Genomic DNA, 15739 nt, shown 5'->3' on the forward strand with positions numbered 1-15739 from the left:
AAGTCGAATTCCGTCGCGCTGCGACGGCAGGCCGCCTCCGATCAGCAAAGAATCTTCCGGACGGCGCCTGAGTGGAATCAGGACCATGTCATTTGAATTGCGACGCGCGCAGCGTCTCGCCGGAGCGAGCCTGCTCCTGCTCGGCGCCGCCGCCACATCTGCGTTCGCCCAAGAGCTCGCACAGGCGCCTGCACAAGCACCTGCGCAAGACAAGTCATCGACGGAGATCCCCGCCGTCACCGTGACGGCGCCGAGCCCGATCGTGCGCAGGGTGGTGCCGACCCGCAGCCCGGTCCGCGTCGCCCGCACCGGACGCTCCCGCAGCCAGCAGCGCACGGCGGAAGCGACGCCGGCAGCGCCCGCGGCGGCTGCGGCGGCCGCGCCTCAGCAGGGCGTGCTGCCAATCGTGACCAACCAGTTCGCCACCGTCACCGTGGTGCCGAACGACGAGATCCGCCGCGAGGGCGGCGGCCAGCTCGGCGATCTCCTGTTCTCCAAGCCCGGCATCACCGGCTCGAGCTTCGCACCCGGCGCCTCCAGCCGGCCGATCATCCGGGGTCTCGACGTCAACCGCGTCGGCATCGTCGAGAACGGCACCAATGGCGGCGGCGCCTCCGATCTCGGCGAGGATCATTTCGTGCCGATCGATCCGCTCGCCACCAACCAGGTCGAGGTGGTGCGCGGGCCGGCGGCGCTGCGCTACGGCTCGACCTCGATCGGCGGCGTCGTCAGCGCCACCAACAACCGCATCCCGGATGCGCTGCCGTCTTGCGCGCCGTCGTTCCAGACCTGGGGAATGCCGACCAAGGCGCCGCTCGCATCAGCCGCGACATCGCCTTGCGTCACCGCGGAGACGCGCACCGCGTTCTCTTCGGTCGATCGCGGCGTCGAGAGCGGCGTGCTGCTCGACACCGGCGGCGGCAATTTTGCCTTCCATGCCGATGCCTATGGCCGCACGACCTCCGATTACAACATCCCGAGCTACCCCTACCTGAACGACCAGACGCGGCCCGTGAACGGGCGCCAGCCGAACTCGGCGACGCGCTCGGACGGCGCCTCGATCGGCGGCTCCTACTTCTTCCAGGGCGGCTATATCGGGGCTGCGATCACGCAGAACGACTCGCTCTACCACATCCCCGGCATCGACGGCGCCGATCACCAGACGCGCATCGACGGCCACCAGACCAAGATCAACGTCAAGGGCGAGTACCGCCCCGATGCGACCGCGATCGACACGATTCGCTTCTGGGCCGGCGCGACCGACTACCGGCACAACGAGATCGGCCTTGCCGATCCCGCCGATCTCAACAGCGACGGCATCAGACAGACCTTCACCAACAAGGAGCAGGAGATCCGCACCGAGGTGCAGCTGATGCCGTTCAACGCGCGCTTCGCCGAGGTGACGACGGCGCTGGGCTTCCAGGTTGGCCATCAGGAATTGAGCGCGCCGAGCCCGGACAATCCCGGCACGCTGTTCAACGGCCTGTGGGACCCCAACAACAACACGCGCGTCGCGGCTTACGCCTTCAACGAGTTCAAGTTCACGGAAGCGACGCGGGCGCAGATCGCCGGGCGCATCGAGCATGTCGAGCTGCACGGCACGACGCCGAACTTCCCGGCGGATTATCTGCCCGACGGCACGCCGCAGACGGCGATCGCGCGCAATCCGTCCTACACGCCGAAGAGCGGCAGCATCGGCCTGTTGCAGGACCTGCCGGGCGGCATGGTCGGCAGCATCACCGCGCAATATGTCGAGCGCGCGCCGAAGGCGGCCGAGCTGTTTTCCCGCGGCGGCCACGACGCGACGGCGACCTTCGACATCGGCAATCCTAACCTCGCCATCGAGACCGCCAAGTCCGTCGAGCTCGGCGTGCGCAAGGCGACGGGACCGTTCCGCTTCGAGGCGACCGTCTACTACACGCATTTCGACAATTTCATCTATCGCCGCCTCACCGGCGTGATGTGCGACGACGACTTCGCCTCCTGCGGCACACCCGGCGCGGAGTTGAACCAGGCGGTCTATTCGCAACGCAATGCCAACTTCCGCGGCGGCGAATTCCAGTCGCAGCTCGATATCGGCGCGTTCCAGGGCGGCATCTGGGGCATCGAGAACCAGCTCGATTTCGTCCGCGCCACCTTCACCGACGGCACCAACGTGCCGCGGATTCCGCCGGTGCGGCTGGGCGGCGGCGTGTTCTGGCGCGACGACAACTGGCTGATGCGGGTCAATCTGCTGCATGCCTTCGCACAGAACAATATCGCCCCGATCGCGGAGACGCCGACGCCGGGCTACAATCTGCTGAAGGCCGAGGTGAGCTACAAGACCAAGCTCGATCGCAACTGGTTCGGCGCGCGCGAGATGATTGCCGGCATCGTCGGCAACAATCTCCTCAACGAAAGCATCCGCAACTCGGTGTCCTACACCAAGGACGAGGTGCTGATGCCGGGCATCGGCGTGCGGGCGTTCGCGAACTTCAAGTTTTAGCCTCGGCTCTCGTCGGGGCCTGCGTCTGCGGGCCCCGACATGCTCACGTCGAGCACGCCAGCCGCTTCTCGAAGCGCCACTGGTCGACGGGGAACGGCCCGTTCGAGGTCTCCGATAGCATCACGAAGGTGCCGGCGTTGCGCCAGCCGCTTTTCTCGTAGAACCGTGCAGCGCGGTTGTTGCCGACGGCACATGCCAGCCACGCCAGCTCTACACCGCGCGCAGCGAGGCGGGTCTCGGCGTCGACGATCAGCGCTGCGGCCACGCCCGCGCCATGCGCCTCGGATGATACGAAGAGCTGGTATAATTCACCGTCCCTGATGGCGCAGAAGCCGAGAGGCGCACCGGCTGGGCCGACAACGCTGATATTGGGAAGCATGACCGCGAGCCGGTCGCGAAAGCTCGAGAGGGTGCGGAGGCGGACCAGCTCGGGCGGCGCAAGCGAGGCATGCGACCCGTGCCAGGCATCGTGCCATAGCTGTGCGAGATGATCGATCTCACTGGCATCGGCGGGCCGCACCTGCATGGTCGAAGCTCCAGTAGCAGCTATCCCCGCGCCTTGCTCCAGTCGGGCACGACCTGCCCCGACACGCCCTCGAAGGCGCCGTCGACGAGCTCGAACACCAGGATGCGGGCTGCGTCGACCGGGCCGGGCATGGTGACGCGGCCCTTGGGGACCGGCTTGAAGCCGACGCGGCTGTAATAGGGCTCATCGCCGACCAGCAGCACCAGGCGGTGGCCCCTCGCCTTGGCGTCCTTCAGCGCGCGCTCCATCAACAAGCGGCCGATGCCGCGGTCGCGGAACGGCGGCTCGACGGTGAGCGGCCCGAGCAGCAGCGCCGGCGTGTCACCGACCAGCACCGGCAATTGCCTGACCGAGCCGACCAGCAGCGTGCCGATGCGGGCGGTGAAGGAGACGTCGAGCAGATGGTCGACGTGCTCGCGGATGCGGTAGGCGCTGAGCACGAAGCGGCCGGGGCCGAAGGTACGCTCATGCAGCCGTTCGATCGCCTGGGCGTCGCCGGCGGCTTCGGGAAGGATGGTCAGGGAGAGATCGCTCATATCGTCTGGCGGAGTAGCATTTGCGAATGTTGAGGTCCATGGGCGTTGCAGCCAACCTCAGTTCCTTTTCAGCGCCGGCTGGGACAGGTAGGCCAGCATCTTCATCTCCTGCCGCCCCCGCGTCACCGTGTCGAGCACGAGCCCGGACGAGACCGACAGCATCGCCATGATCATCAGCCCCATCGACAGGATGGCAGTCGGGAAACGCGGCACGAGCCCGGTCTCGATGAAGGTGATCACGATCGGGATCGCAAGCACGATCGACACAGCGGCCAGCAGGATTGCGATGGCGCTGAAGAAGCGCAGCGGCTTCTCCGCGCGGTACAGCTTCAGCATGGTGCCGAGGATGCGAAAGCCGTCACGCCAGGTGTTGAGCTTCGAGAACGAACCCTCGGGTCGTGCGTAATAGGGCGTTTCGACCTCGGCGACCGGCAGCGACAATTCCAGTGCGTAAACCGCGAGCTCCGTTTCGATCTCGAAACCGTCGGACAGGACGGGGAAGGACTTGACGAAGCGGCGCGAAAACACGCGATAGCCGGACAAGATGTCCTGGAAGTCGCGGCCGAAGGTCCAGGCCAGAAAGCCGGTCAGCATGCGGTTGCCGGTGCGATGGCCGAGGCGGTAGGCCGCCTGCGACTGGTCGATGCGGAGCCCGACCACCATGTCGAGGTGCTCGTCGAGCAGCTTGTCGATCATGCGCGGCGCGCTCGGCGCGTCATAGGTGGCATCGCCGTCGACCAGGACATAGATGTCGGCCTCGACGTCGGCGAACATGCGGCGCACCACGTGGCCCTTGCCCTGCCGACGCTCGCTGCGCACGATGGCACCGGCCTCGCGCGCAACGGCCGTGGTGCGATCGCGCGAGTTGTTGTCGTAGACGTAGATCTCCGCCGACGGCAGCGCGGCACGGAATCCGGCGGCGACGCACGCGACCGCCGCCTCCTCGTTGTAGCAGGGCACCAGCACCGCGATTCGAAGTGGCGCGGATGTCATTGCGGCAGCGCCTCCAGCCGCCCCGGCTGCGGCCGGAGTGCCGCGACCTGCCACCCCGGCTCCCGCATCAGCCAGGCGAACCAGACGCTCCACAGCGAGAGCATCGCGATCGGCACGATGTAATAGGGCGTGAAGATCGGATGGCTGAGGAAGAAGACGAGATTGACGAGGAGATTGCCGGCGACGACGAGCGCGACCTGACGCACGGTCCCCTTGCCCGCCCGCAGCAGCCAAGCCGTCGAACCGATCGCCAGCACGATCAGCACGAACTGCATGTCGCGCAGGTACTGGCCGAGAATGGCGAGATCAAAGGCCGGCGCGACCACGTCGGCGCTGCCGTATGTCGTCGCCAGCGGGCTGCCGGCGTTGATGGCCTGCGCGATCAATGTCGGGCTCATGCCGACGAGCACGCCGGCGCCGAAGCCGAGGCCCTGCATGAAGGTCGCAAGCGTCCGCGCCGACAGGAATGCACCAGCCAGAAACAGGCAATAGCCGGCCGCGAGCAGCGCGTTCGGCAACCTGAAATTGACCGACGCGCCCAGCAGAAGTCCGATCAGTGCAATCAGTAGCACGCTGCGCCTGTCCCTGCTCAGCCATAGCGCGGTCAGGAAGCCCGCGACGGCGCAGATCGCCATGGTCGGCGCGACCGAATAGCTCGCCTTCGCCGGGTTGATCATGAGATAGACCGCGAGCGCGCCGAACAGGCCGGCGCCGACGATCGACGACTGCGTGCGCGCCATGGCAATGGCCGATAGCGCGAGGCCGCAGACGATCAGGCTTGCGGCAACGTAGAGCGGCACGACCTGATGGTCTTCCGGAAACAGCGCCAGCAAAAATCCGGTGCCGGGCGGATATTGTATCACGATGTTTCCGCTCGGCATCGGATTGTGGCACGGCCAGCGCGTCGAATCGCTCCACTCGGCATACGCGATCGCCTTCCACCTGCCTTTGGCATAGTCATCGTCATCCAGCACAACATTGGTGTTGAGCCCGGCGATGCCGAGGCGCTGGAACAGATGGGCCTGCCGGAGATAGCAGATGTCGTCATAGACCCCGCGTGCCTCGCTCCAGCGCGACATCGTGACGATGTTGCTGGCGAGGATCGCAAGGCAGATCAGACCGAAGGCGAGTTTGGCAATCTTCATCCGGTTTCCGTGGCGCGCTTTGGGGCAGGTTACTAGCACAGGCCGCCCTCACCGCCACGTCGCAATCAGCGGCCGGCCATCCAGCACCTCCGCGAGTCTTTGCCGGGTACCGAGCGTGGTCCCTTCGGGCAATGCGGAAATCGCGAAGAACCCGCATTCGACGATCTCGCGGTTGGGCTCGGGCAGCCGATCCTGCCTGAACTGCCTGACGACATAGACCGCGACGTGGTCGCGCCGGGAGATGTGGCTGTTGAAGAAGATGCCGTGCAGCACGGCCTCGCCGGTGAGATCGATGTCGCCCTCCTCCTTGAGCTCGCGCCGCATCGCCTGCTCCATGGTCTCGCCGAGATCGACGCCGCCGCCGGGCAGATACCAGCCGCTGATGTAGCTGTGCCTGACCAGAAACACCCGGTTCTCGGCGTCCAGCACCACGGCGCGGACCCCAAGCGTCATGCCGCGCACTAGCAGGAAATAGACGTGGAAGATCCGCCGCAGCAGCGGCTCGAATTTGCGTCGAACGCGGTTCAGACGATCCCCCATCAGGCTCCCAACAGGCCCCTGTGGGGACCACGCTTGCACAGTCCTTTCGACCTTGCCATTACAGCGGAGGAATAGCGAGGCAATCGCGCGCCATGGCCCCCTTCACGCTCGCCCATCTGTCCGACCCGCATCTGGCGCCGCTGCCGAAGCCGCGGCTGATCGAGCTCGCCGGCAAGCGCGCGCTCGGCTACGTCAACTGGACGCGCAACCGCCACAAATACCAGCGCCGCGAGGTGCTCGACGCGCTCGTCGCCGACATGAAGGCGCAGGCGCCCGACCACATCGCAGTGACGGGCGATCTCGTCAACCTGGCGCTGGAGGCCGAGTTCGCCCCCGCACGCGCCTGGCTCGACGAGGTCGGGCCGCCCGACCGCGTCACCACGATTCCCGGCAATCACGACGCCTATGTCCGCGCCACCTCTCATCGCTTCGGCGAGACCTTCGCACCCTATCTCGCGGGCGACGACGGCCGCATCGGTTTTCCGAGCGTGCGCCGGCGCGGGCCGCTGGCGCTGATCAGCCTGTCCACGGCGGTGCCGACCCTGCCGCTGATGGCGACGGGCACGCTCGGGCGCGATCAGCTCGCCGCCCTCGAGCAGGTGCTCGACCGGCTCGCGGCTGAGGACGTCTTCCGCGTGCTGTTGGTGCATCATCCCCTGAAGTCCGCCGCGCGCCAGAAGCGGATGACGGACTCCACCGATCTCCTGGCACTCTTGAAGCGCCACGGCGTGGAGCTGATCCTGCACGGACACGACCACATTCATTCGACGATGTGGTTCGAGGGTCCCAACGGCAACATTCCCGCGCTGGGCGTGCCCTCGGCCTCCGCGCTCGCACACGGACGCTATCCGGCGGCGGCGTACAATCTGTTCGCAATCGAGAAGGACAATGCCGGCTGGCGCTGCGAGCAGACGGTGCGGGCGCTGGGGGCGGGATTTCAGATCGGGCAGATCAAGCATACGAGGTTGATCTAGTCCCTGCCGTCATTCCGGGGCATGCGAAGCATGAACCCGGAATCCATCGGACCGCGGTACGTGACGATAAATGGATTCCGGGCTCGCGCTTCGCGCGCCCCGGAATGACAGTGAGTATTTTCACCAGCTCCGCAAGACCGCCAGCACGGCAAGCCCGAACAGCGCGGCGGCGCCGAGGATGAAGCCGAATAGAAACGGCCAGACGCGCGACCGGCGTGGCGGCTCCGTGGCCGGGGCTTGCGGTTCGGGCGGCACGACCATCGCATGCTCGCGCTCGATCATGCGGCGGGCGACATAGTCGGTGACGGCCTCGACGATTGCCTCCGTGTCGTGCGACTCGGCCAGCACGATGCGGCCGAAGCGGGTGTCCTGGACGAAGCGGTACATCCGCTTGTCGCGCCCCATCATGATGTGCGCGACGACATCGATCCAGAGCCGCGGCGTATCGCCCTGGCTGATGCCGCGGTCGAACAGGTCGATCTTGTCAGGCACCTGGGCGAACAGCGGGTCGAGCGCGTCATTGAGGATCTCGAGCCGCGCCACCTCGGCGTCCCTGAGGTCGACGACGACGCCGGTCCGGTCGGCGGCCTCGATCCGCGCGCGCAGCAGCGCATCGCGCAGCCGCACCGGGCGCGGCTGGCTGGGATGGGTCCCGCTGGTCTCCGGCTCTGACATTGTCGGCCTCGTCCTCGACTTATCGCCGTTAACCTATCAGCAACCAAGCTGCCCGCAAAGGGTCCATAATTCCAGATACTTACGGCACCCACAGGCGCGTCACCTGTGCCAAAAACAGACGATCCCACCCAGGCAGAGCCTGGATGGGACCATCCGTCCTTGGACGTCTTCTTAGTTCAGATTGGCAGCCTGGCCTTTAGGCCGAGACGCGCGAGGGCTCTTCTACGATCGAGAAGCGGACGCCGGCCTTGTGGCGGCTCTCTTCCGACACTTCGCGCCAGCAGTCCTCGGCTTCCTTCCGGGTCTTGAAGGGGCCTTTGACCTGGGCCGAGCCCTCCACGAGCTTGTGGAAGTTCATCGAACCGAACTCGCCGCCGATCACCCAGAAATTGCTGCCTTTGGTCATTGTCAGTCTCCTGTCGAAGCTCGTGGTGCGTTAGCCGAACTGGTTCATGGTGTTGTGGGCGCCGCCCGCCTTCAGGGCGGCTTCGCCCGCGAAGTACTCCTTGTGGTCGTCACCGATGTCGGAGCCGGCCATGTTCTGGTGCTTCACGCAGGCGATGCCCTGACGGATCTCGGCGCGCTGGACGTTCTTGACGTAGCCGAGCATGCCCTGCTCGCCGAAATACTCGCGAGCGAGGTTGTCGGTCGAGAGCGCTGCCGTGTGATAGGTCGGCAACGTGATCAGGTGGTGGAAGATGCCGGCGCGCTTGGCCGAATCCGCCTGGAAGGTGCGGATGCGCTCGTCGGCTTCCTTCGCCAGCGGCGTATCGTCGTACTCCGCCTTCATCAGCTCGGCACGGTTGTACTTGCTGACGTCCTGGCCCGCTTCCTTCATCGCGTCGTAGACCTGCCAACGGAAGTTGAGGGTCCAGTTGAACGACGGCGAGTTGTTATAGGCGAGCTTGGCGTTCGGCACGACCTTGCGGATGCGATCGACCATGCTGGCGATCTGCTCGATATGCGGCTTCTCGGTCTCGATCCAGAGCAGGTCGGCGCCGTTCTGCAGCGAGGTGATGCAGTCGAGCACGCAGCGATCCGCACCGGTGCCGGGACGGAACTGGTAGAGATTGGAGGGCAGCCGCTTCGGACGCATCATCTTGCCGTTTCGGTTGATGATGACGTCGCCGTTGCGGGCGTTCTCCGGCGTCACTTCCTCGCAATCGAGGAAGCTGTTGTACTGGTCGCCGATGTCGCCGGGCTTGTGGCTGACGGCGATCTGCTGCGTCAGGCCGGCGCCGAGCGAGTCGGTGCGGGTCACGACGATGCCGTCTTCGATGCCGAGCTCGAGGAAGGCGTGGCGGCAGGCGCGGATCTTGGCGAGGAAGACGTCATGCGGCACGGTGACCTTGCCGTCCTGGTGGCCGCACTGCTTCTCGTCCGAGACCTGGTTCTCGATCTGGAGCGCGCAGGCGCCCGCCTCGATCATCTTCTTGGCGAGCAGATAGGTCGCCTCCGCATTGCCGAAGCCGGCATCGATGTCGGCGATGACGGGGACGACATGGGTCTGGAAGTTGTCGATCTTCTCGATCAGCTCCTTCTCGCGGATGTTGTCGCCTTCCTTGCGCGCCTTGTCGAGGTTGCGGAAGATGTCGTTGAGCTCACGCGAGTCCGCCTGACGCAGGAAGGTGTAGAGCTCCTCAATCAGCGCCGGCACCGAGGTCTTCTCGTGCATCGACTGGTCGGGCAGCGGTCCGAACTCGGAGCGCAGCGCCGCGATCATCCAGCCCGAGAGGTACAGATAGGTGCGATCGGTCTTGCCGCCGAAATGCTTCTTGACCGAGATCAGCTTCTGCTGGGCAATGAAGCCGTGCCAGCAGCCCAGCGACTGCGTGTACTTGGTCGGGTCCTTGTCATAGGCCGCCATGTCGGCCCGCATCAGCGCCGCGGTGTAGCGGGCGACGTCGAGACCGGTCTTGAAGCGGTTCTGCAGGCGCATGCGGGCGACAGCCTCGGCCGACACGCCGTTCCAGGTCGGCTGGTTCTTGAGGAGCGCCTGGGCTGCCTCGATCTCGCTCTGATACGAAGCCGGGCGCTGGAGCGCGTTGATGCCGCGGGGCTGGTAATTCATGTGCCTATCCTTTCGCTGACGACGGCCGATGGCTGGCCATCGACATTCTTGACAATGCATTGCGAGATGCGTGTCAGGAGCTAAACGCGAAAACCGAAACTTCGTATAGATGGCTTGTTTTTTATTGGTGATGTCATGTAACATCAGAACATGTAATAGATGTTATTTTGTAAAGTTTGTAAAAATATAGGTCAGTAAGACTGTCCTTGATGCGTCAGGAGATCTGAAACATGCCCGCCGAATCCGGGAAGAAACTGTTCGTCGGCCCGCGCTTCCGGCGGATCCGGCAGCAATTGGGGCTGTCGCAGACCCAGATCGCCGAGGGGCTTGGGATCTCGCCGAGCTACGTCAACCTGATCGAGCGCAACCAGCGCCCGGTGACCGCGCAGATCCTGCTGCGGCTGGCCGAGACCTACGACCTCGATTTGCGCGACCTCGCCACCGCCGACGAGGACCGCTTCTTCGCCGAGCTGAACGAGATCTTCTCCGATCCGCTGTTCCGCCAGATCGACGTTCCCAAGCAGGAACTGCGGGACCTCGCCGAGCTCTGCCCCGGCGTCACCCATGCGCTGCAGCGGCTCTACGCGGCCTATACCGAGGCCCGCCAGGGTGAGACGCTGGCCGCCGCCCAGATGGCCGACCGCGACGTCGGAACGCGCTATGAAGCCAATCCGGTCGAACGCGTGCGCGAGCTGATCGAGGCCAACCGCAACTATTTTCCGGAACTCGAGCAGGCCGCGGAAAATCTGCGCGATGAACTGAACGTGCCGGCCGAGGGGCTTTATGCGGCGCTCGTTGAGCGCCTGCGCGAGAAGCATTCAATCCAGACCCGCATCATGCCGGTGGATGTGATGCGCGAGACGCTGCGGCGCTTCGACCGCCACCGCCGGCAGCTCCTGATCTCCGAGCTGGTCGACCCGCCCGGCCGCGCGTTCCAGCTCGCCTTCCAGCTGGGCTTAGGCGAATGCGCGCAAGCCCTGGAGACCATCATCGGCCGCGCCGGCCCGCTCGACGATGCGCCGCGGCGGCTGTTCAGGATCACGCTCGGCAACTATTTTGCCGCCGCCGTGATGATGCCCTACCCGGCCTTCCTCGCCGCCGCCGAAGCGCTGAACTACGACATCCACGTGCTGGCGCAGCGCTTCAATTCCGGCTTCGAGCAGGTCTGCCACCGCCTCACCACGCTGCAACGGCCGAACGCGCGCGGCATCCCATTCTTCCTCTTGCGCGTCGACAATGCCGGCAACGTCTCCAAGCGCTTCTCGTCCGGCACGTTCCCGTTCTCGAAATTCGGCGGCACCTGTCCGCTGTGGAACGTGCACTCGACCTTCGACACGCCGGACCGCCTGCTCAAGCAGGTGATCGAGCTGTCCGACGGCACGCGCTATTTCTCGATCGCACAGATGGTGCGCCGCCCGGTCGCGCCGCATCCGCTGCCGCAGCCGCGCTTCGCCATCGGCCTCGGCTGCGAGATCCGCCACGCCGCGCGCCTGACCTACGCCGCCGGCATGGATCTGGAGAAGACCGAGGGCACGCCGATCGGCGTCAACTGCCGCCTCTGCGAGCGCGAAAACTGCGCCCAGCGCGCCGAGCCGCCGATCACGCGCACGCTGATTTTGGACGAGACGACGCGGCGGGTGTCGAGTTTTGCGTTCTCGAATGCGAGGGAGTTGTGAGGGACGGCTGCGGGTTTAGCAAAAGACGGGCAATACAAACTCGGTGTCGTCCCGGCGAAGGCCGGGACCCATAACCACAGGCCGTAGTTTGGCGAAGACTGGTAACTCCGATCTCGCGCCACAACTCCTGCCTGTGAGTATGGGTCCCGGCCTTCGCCGGGACGACTCGTTGAGGGAGTTCGCGCCAGCCCTACGCCAGCGTATGCACGATCACCGGCCCCGCGGCGGCGTGCGCGTCGCCGGCGAGCAGCGGGCCGAGATTCGTCTCGATCCAGGCGATGGCGCGCTTGTTCGCCTCCTCGGCCTGCTCGAACTTGTCGAAGATCGAGATCGCGGTGACCGTGTCGTCGCCGGCATAGACGACGTAATAGGCGCGGAAACCGTCGACATCGCTGATGATCGGAACGGCGCCGTCCTTGATGCGACGCGTCAGCTCTTCCGCACTCCCGCTTTTCGCCTTGGCCTGACGGATGGCGGCATACATGGCATCCTCCCCTTCCGGCTGTTTGAAGCTTGGTGCTGTGAGCTTACACCTGACAGCAAACCCCGTCATCCTTGGTTAACCCCGCCCTAATCCGTCTCCGCGATCCGCAACCAACGGTTAAGCACGCCTCAACATCGCTGCCTTAGTCTCGCCCCACTCACTTTTCGCAAACAACGGCGGCCTATCCTGCCGGGCGAAGTGACATCAGGGGGTTCATCATGCGCATTGCGTTGCTGCTGACCGCGACCATCGTCGGCGCGCTCTTTGCCAATCCGTCCAGGGCCGGTTCGCTCGATGCCGACGCGGCGCAAGCGTTGCCGCCGGGCTTCCAGAGCTACCGCGGCTACATGTTCGACATCTCCGAGAACCGCGACCGCAAGGACGTCGACAAGCTCACCGAGAACCTCAAGAGCCAGATCGACGTCGTCGAAGGCGTCGGCCTCTCGCCGCGCGTGCTGCGCTTCTTCCACACCGTTCCGATCGTCGCCAGCGAGCTCGCCTGCCTCGACGAAGGCGCCGCCACCGCCTGCTACGGCCGGGTCACGCCGGACATGCAGCGCACCGCGCCCCGGGCCCTGACGGTCTGGGACCCCGCCAAGCAGCGCTGGACCAATCCCAATGCCGTCGACCTCGCGGTCGATTCGGGCCTCGGCGTGATCATGCTGCGGCCGGACATGATGCGCTACGAGAAGGAGGCCGTACTGCTGCACGAGATGCTGCACGCCTTCCACGCGCGGCTGCTGCCGGACGGCTACGCCAACAAGGGCGTGATCGGCTATTATGCCCTGGCCAAGTCCAAGGACATGCTGCCCAAGGAATCCTATGCGATGAAGAACCCGATGGAGTTCTTCGCCGTCACCGCCAGCATCTTCCTCTCCGGAAAGAGCGAATTCCACGATCCCAAGTCGCGCGAGACGCTCAAGGAAAAGATGCCGGACTATTACAAATACCTCGTCGGCGTATTCGGCTTCGACCCCGACCCGGCAGGATCGAGCGGCCCGGTTGCCTCGCTGAAGTGAGGCGAAACACCGCCAGAACGCAGAAGAGCCGCGCAAAATGCGCGGCTTTCTTGTTTTGGGTGCCGGAAGCTGCGGATGACGGGCGGCCGCCAATTGCCAAGGTGGGGCCCGATCTGCATAGTCCCGCCCGCATCGATACCTGTTTTCAAGAGGATGGAAGAACATGGCGGACGCCGACCTGGATGTCGTGATCCGGCAACTGGCCAGACAGCTGCATACGGGCCTGATGACCCGCGCCAAGGAGCGGCGGGATCGCTTCAACGGCCTTGCGGCCAAGGCCAAGGGCAAGGAGACCGGCGACCGCTTCAAGATGATGGCCAAGGCCACCATGGAGCAGGCCACCGCCGCCGCCAAGCGCCTGCAGATGTCCGCCGACAACGTCGCCGACAGCTACGCCCGCGCGATGCGCCTCGCCGCCAGCACGCCTGTCACGGTGAAGGTGGAGAAGAAGGCAAAGGACGAGAAGCCGGCGAAGAAGGTCAAAGCCAAGAAGGCGAAGGCCAAGAAGGCGAAGTAAGCGCGGTCCCTTCCCTTCTCCCGTTGCGGGAGAAGGTGGCGCGAAGCGCCCGATGAGGGGTTCTCTCCACTCGCAAGATTGTTCGTGAGGATAGAACCCCCTCACCCGTCTCGCCGCTACGCGGCGAGCCACCCTCTCCCGCAAGGGAAGAGGGTGCAGCGGCGAATGCCGCTTTAGGTATCCCTACCGCCTTGGCGTGGTGAGCCGGGTCGGCTCGGCACTGGCGAGTTCGGCGAGCTTGGCGCGCGCGGCATCGCGGGTGCGGACGTCCTTGCCGGGCGGAAGCGCCAGCGCTGCTTCGAAATCGGCGCGCGCGTCGTCGAGCTGGCCGCGGGCGAGAAATGCCAGACCACGGTCGAGGCGCGCCTGCGCATCGGAGGGATCGAGGCGCACCGCCGTGTTGTAGCTCAGGATGGCGCGATCGAGATCGCCGGTGGCCGCGAGCGCGAGGCCGCGCTGGTGATAGGGCGCGGCGTGCTTGGGATCATGCGCGATCGCCTCGTCGTAATCCTCGATGGCCAGCTCCAGATCACCGTTCTGCCGGCGTGCGAGCGCGCGGTCGCGATAGAGCGAGGCGCGGTTGGGATTGAGGTTGATGGCCTCGTCGAAATCGGCGATCGCCCGGCGGAAGTCGCCATGGCGCAGCGCGATCCGTCCGCGCCCCTCATAGGCAAAGGCGATCAGCGAGCCGCGCAGCGGCGAGAAGCCGATCACGGCCGCGCAAATATCGGGATCGTCCTCGTCCCCGCAATTGACGACCATATGCGTGGACAGGCCGACGAGCACGGCCAGGACGATCAGCAATGGTACGGCAACTCTGGTCATCTTCGACGCCGGCCGGCATTGCGCCGGCCACGCATCCCCTTTCGAAGGAAATCTCACGGCGAGGTGTTAGCACCCGCCGCGACGATCCTGTGTGCGCCAGGTCACAAAGCCCCGCGCAAATCCTGCCCGGTTCCGTCAGCCCCAGGGACCGCGCGAAGGGCCACGTGAGGGACCGCGCCAGGACGAGCGGCCCCACGGGCCTTGTGGCGGATAGTTCTCGTTGGCGCCCAGCGACGGCGCCGCATGCGCGCCAAGCTCGGCCGCGAGCTGTTGAAGCGCCGCGATGCGGTTCTGCGTCGAGGGATGGGTGGTGAAGAGATTGTCCATACCATGCCCAGACAGCGGATTGATGATGAACATGTGCGCGGTCGCGGGATTGCGCTCGGCCTCAAAGTTCGGGACCTGGTGCGCGGCGCCCTCGATCTTCATCAGAGCCGAGGCGAGCCACATCGGCTGGCCGACGATGCGGCCGCCGAGATTGTCCGCTGCATATTCGCGGGTGCGGCTGATCGCCATCTGCACCAGCATGGCGCCGAGCGGGGCCAGGATCATCAGCAGGATCGAGCCGACGATGCCCGGGCCGCTGTTGTTGTCGCGATGACCGCCGAAGAACATGCCGAATTGGGCGAGCATGGAGATGGCACCCGCAATGGTCGCGGTGATCGTCATCAGCAGCGTGTCGTGATGCTTGATGTGCGCGAGCTCGTGCGCGATCACGCCGGCGAGCTCCTCGCGGCTGAGCTGGTTCATCAGACCGGTGGTGACGGCGACTGCGGCGTTCTCGGGGTTGCGCCCCGTCGCGAACGCATTCGGCTGCGCTTCGTCCATCACGAATACGCGCGGCATGGGCAGGCCAGCGCGGCCCGCAAGTTCCGCAACGAGTCCGACCAGTTCCGGCGCACTTGCGCGATCGACCTGATGGGCGCCGTACATCGACAGCACCATGCGGTCGGAGTTCCAGTAGGTGAAGAGATTGGTCGCGGCAGCAATGACGAGCGCGATCATGGCACCGGAGGCCCCGCCAATCAGATAGCCCACCCCCATGAACAGGGCGGTGAGGCCTGCGAGCAGCATTGCGGTACGAAGATAGTTCATGGCCGTCTCCTGGAACGGCCGCGGGCAAGCCTCCGGCCGGCCCCTTCGAGGTATGGATGCAGGCAGCCGCTGCAAGGTTCGTGCGTCGCCGGGCCGCAGATTCATTGCGGTACGGCCAGCCTTTCCCTCCTCGCTAAATCTTGACCGGGATTTACACAAAAACGCGCGTCGGCGCTTA

Annotated in this window: 16 protein-coding genes; 5 read left to right on the top strand and 11 right to left on the bottom strand. The window is 65.4% G+C overall.

Translation table 11 applies throughout. The features are described 5' to 3' along the window. The first annotated feature begins 85 nt into the window (after nt 1-85). A complete protein-coding gene (locus XH79_RS04960; RefSeq protein ID WP_271580904.1) occupies nt 86-2485 on the top strand; it encodes a TonB-dependent receptor in 2400 nt (799 codons plus the stop codon). Nucleotides 2486-2528: 43 nt separating this feature from the next. On the opposite strand, the gene XH79_RS04965 is transcribed toward XH79_RS04960, so the two are convergent. From XH79_RS04965 to XH79_RS04985, 5 genes are read right to left on the bottom strand one after another with little or no spacing between them, the layout of a single operon-like run. Beyond that, complete coding sequence (locus tag XH79_RS04965; protein ID WP_271580905.1) at nt 2529-3011, bottom strand: GNAT family N-acetyltransferase; 483 nt, start codon at nt 3009-3011, stop codon at nt 2529-2531. Nucleotides 3012-3031: 20 nt separating this feature from the next. Then, the gene (locus XH79_RS04970; RefSeq protein ID WP_271580906.1) at nt 3032-3547 is read right to left on the bottom strand and encodes a GNAT family N-acetyltransferase; all 516 of its coding nucleotides are present in this window, start codon (nt 3545-3547) and stop codon (nt 3032-3034) included. A 57-nt stretch (nt 3548-3604) separates the two neighbouring features. Further along, complete coding sequence (locus tag XH79_RS04975) at nt 3605-4540, bottom strand: glycosyltransferase family 2 protein (RefSeq protein WP_271580907.1); 936 nt, start codon at nt 4538-4540, stop codon at nt 3605-3607. Continuing rightward, nucleotides 4537-5685 carry a hypothetical protein gene (locus XH79_RS04980; protein ID WP_271580908.1) on the bottom strand — a complete coding sequence of 383 codons (1149 nt, stop codon included), beginning with the start codon at nt 5683-5685 and terminating at the stop codon, nt 4537-4539. The genes XH79_RS04975 and XH79_RS04980 overlap by 4 nt, the downstream gene beginning before the upstream one ends. Nucleotides 5686-5733: 48 nt before the next feature. Next, nucleotides 5734-6225: an NUDIX domain-containing protein gene (locus XH79_RS04985; RefSeq protein WP_212347592.1), complete on the bottom strand. Its 492-nt coding sequence runs from the start codon at nt 6223-6225 to the stop codon at nt 5734-5736. Nucleotides 6226-6317: 92 nt separating this feature from the next. Between XH79_RS04985 and XH79_RS04990 the strand changes: the two genes are divergently transcribed. Then, nucleotides 6318-7199 carry a metallophosphoesterase family protein gene (locus XH79_RS04990; protein ID WP_271580909.1) on the top strand — a complete coding sequence of 294 codons (882 nt, stop codon included), beginning with the start codon at nt 6318-6320 and terminating at the stop codon, nt 7197-7199. A gap of 120 nt (nt 7200-7319) precedes the next feature. Here the strand turns inward: XH79_RS04990 and XH79_RS04995 are convergent, their stop codons facing one another. From XH79_RS04995 to XH79_RS05005, 3 genes are all read right to left on the bottom strand, one after another. Beyond that, on the bottom strand, nt 7320-7874 hold the full coding sequence (locus XH79_RS04995) for a hypothetical protein (RefSeq protein ID WP_271580910.1): 555 nt from the start codon (nt 7872-7874) through the stop codon (nt 7320-7322). 196 nt (nt 7875-8070) lie between these two features. Continuing rightward, nucleotides 8071-8280, bottom strand: a complete 210-nt coding sequence (locus tag XH79_RS05000; RefSeq protein ID WP_008560963.1) for a DUF4170 domain-containing protein — start codon at nt 8278-8280, stop codon at nt 8071-8073. Between the two features lie 30 nt (nt 8281-8310). Further along, the gene (locus XH79_RS05005; protein WP_271580911.1) at nt 8311-9945 is read right to left on the bottom strand and encodes an isocitrate lyase; all 1635 of its coding nucleotides are present in this window, start codon (nt 9943-9945) and stop codon (nt 8311-8313) included. Between the two features lie 230 nt (nt 9946-10175). Here XH79_RS05005 and XH79_RS05010 point away from each other — a divergent pair, with 230 nt between their 5' ends. After that, nucleotides 10176-11621, top strand: a complete 1446-nt coding sequence (locus XH79_RS05010) for a helix-turn-helix domain-containing protein (protein ID WP_271580912.1) — start codon at nt 10176-10178, stop codon at nt 11619-11621. Nucleotides 11622-11811: 190 nt separating this feature from the next. Here XH79_RS05010 and XH79_RS05015 read toward each other — a convergent pair whose 3' ends face one another. Then, nucleotides 11812-12105: an antibiotic biosynthesis monooxygenase gene (locus XH79_RS05015; protein WP_271580913.1), complete on the bottom strand. Its 294-nt coding sequence runs from the start codon at nt 12103-12105 to the stop codon at nt 11812-11814. Nucleotides 12106-12323: 218 nt separating this feature from the next. Here XH79_RS05015 and XH79_RS05020 point away from each other — a divergent pair, with 218 nt between their 5' ends. Both XH79_RS05020 and XH79_RS05025 read left to right on the top strand, forming a co-directional pair. Then, entirely contained in the window at nt 12324-13124 is an 801-nt protein-coding gene (locus XH79_RS05020) for a hypothetical protein (RefSeq protein WP_271580914.1), read from the top strand. 163 nt (nt 13125-13287) lie between these two features. Beyond that, nucleotides 13288-13641 (top strand): hypothetical protein, encoded by a 354-nt coding sequence (locus tag XH79_RS05025; protein WP_271580915.1) that lies wholly within the window; start codon nt 13288-13290, stop codon nt 13639-13641. A 183-nt stretch (nt 13642-13824) separates the two neighbouring features. Here the strand turns inward: XH79_RS05025 and XH79_RS05030 are convergent, their stop codons facing one another. Together XH79_RS05030 and htpX are read right to left on the bottom strand one after the other, a co-directional pair. Beyond that, nucleotides 13825-14466, bottom strand: coding sequence for a tetratricopeptide repeat protein (locus XH79_RS05030; RefSeq protein WP_271580916.1), 642 nt, complete (start codon nt 14464-14466; stop codon nt 13825-13827). A 135-nt stretch (nt 14467-14601) separates the two neighbouring features. Next, nucleotides 14602-15561, bottom strand: coding sequence for a zinc metalloprotease HtpX (gene htpX, locus XH79_RS05035; protein WP_212348027.1), 960 nt, complete (start codon nt 15559-15561; stop codon nt 14602-14604). Nucleotides 15562-15739: the final 178 nt, after the last annotated feature.

It is taken from the genome of Bradyrhizobium sp. CCBAU 45389 (assembly GCF_028128625.1).
GTDB lineage: Bacteria > Pseudomonadota > Alphaproteobacteria > Rhizobiales > Xanthobacteraceae > Bradyrhizobium > Bradyrhizobium liaoningense_B.

What these genes read in the sequence shown, in the direction of transcription:
- XH79_RS05025 (WP_271580915.1), top strand. Translation starts at nt 13,288, where the DNA reads ATGGCGGACGCCGACCTGGATGTCGTGATCCGGCAACTGGCCAGACAG.
- XH79_RS04970 (WP_271580906.1), bottom strand. Translation starts at nt 3,547, where the DNA reads ATGAGCGATCTCTCCCTGACCATCCTTCCCGAAGCCGCCGGCGACGCC.
- XH79_RS05020 (WP_271580914.1), top strand. Translation starts at nt 12,324, where the DNA reads ATGCGCATTGCGTTGCTGCTGACCGCGACCATCGTCGGCGCGCTCTTT.
- XH79_RS04965 (WP_271580905.1), bottom strand. Translation starts at nt 3,011, where the DNA reads ATGCAGGTGCGGCCCGCCGATGCCAGTGAGATCGATCATCTCGCACAG.
- XH79_RS04960 (WP_271580904.1), top strand. Translation starts at nt 86, where the DNA reads ATGTCATTTGAATTGCGACGCGCGCAGCGTCTCGCCGGAGCGAGCCTG.
- XH79_RS04980 (WP_271580908.1), bottom strand. Translation starts at nt 5,685, where the DNA reads ATGAAGATTGCCAAACTCGCCTTCGGTCTGATCTGCCTTGCGATCCTC.
- XH79_RS04975 (WP_271580907.1), bottom strand. Translation starts at nt 4,540, where the DNA reads ATGACATCCGCGCCACTTCGAATCGCGGTGCTGGTGCCCTGCTACAAC.
- XH79_RS05015 (WP_271580913.1), bottom strand. Translation starts at nt 12,105, where the DNA reads ATGTATGCCGCCATCCGTCAGGCCAAGGCGAAAAGCGGGAGTGCGGAA.
- XH79_RS04985 (WP_212347592.1), bottom strand. Translation starts at nt 6,225, where the DNA reads ATGGGGGATCGTCTGAACCGCGTTCGACGCAAATTCGAGCCGCTGCTG.
- XH79_RS05010 (WP_271580912.1), top strand. Translation starts at nt 10,176, where the DNA reads ATGCCCGCCGAATCCGGGAAGAAACTGTTCGTCGGCCCGCGCTTCCGG.
- XH79_RS04995 (WP_271580910.1), bottom strand. Translation starts at nt 7,874, where the DNA reads ATGTCAGAGCCGGAGACCAGCGGGACCCATCCCAGCCAGCCGCGCCCG.
- XH79_RS04990 (WP_271580909.1), top strand. Translation starts at nt 6,318, where the DNA reads ATGGCCCCCTTCACGCTCGCCCATCTGTCCGACCCGCATCTGGCGCCG.
- XH79_RS05030 (WP_271580916.1), bottom strand. Translation starts at nt 14,466, where the DNA reads ATGACCAGAGTTGCCGTACCATTGCTGATCGTCCTGGCCGTGCTCGTC.
- htpX (WP_212348027.1), bottom strand. Translation starts at nt 15,561, where the DNA reads ATGAACTATCTTCGTACCGCAATGCTGCTCGCAGGCCTCACCGCCCTG.
- XH79_RS05005 (WP_271580911.1), bottom strand. Translation starts at nt 9,945, where the DNA reads ATGAATTACCAGCCCCGCGGCATCAACGCGCTCCAGCGCCCGGCTTCG.
- XH79_RS05000 (WP_008560963.1), bottom strand. Translation starts at nt 8,280, where the DNA reads ATGACCAAAGGCAGCAATTTCTGGGTGATCGGCGGCGAGTTCGGTTCG.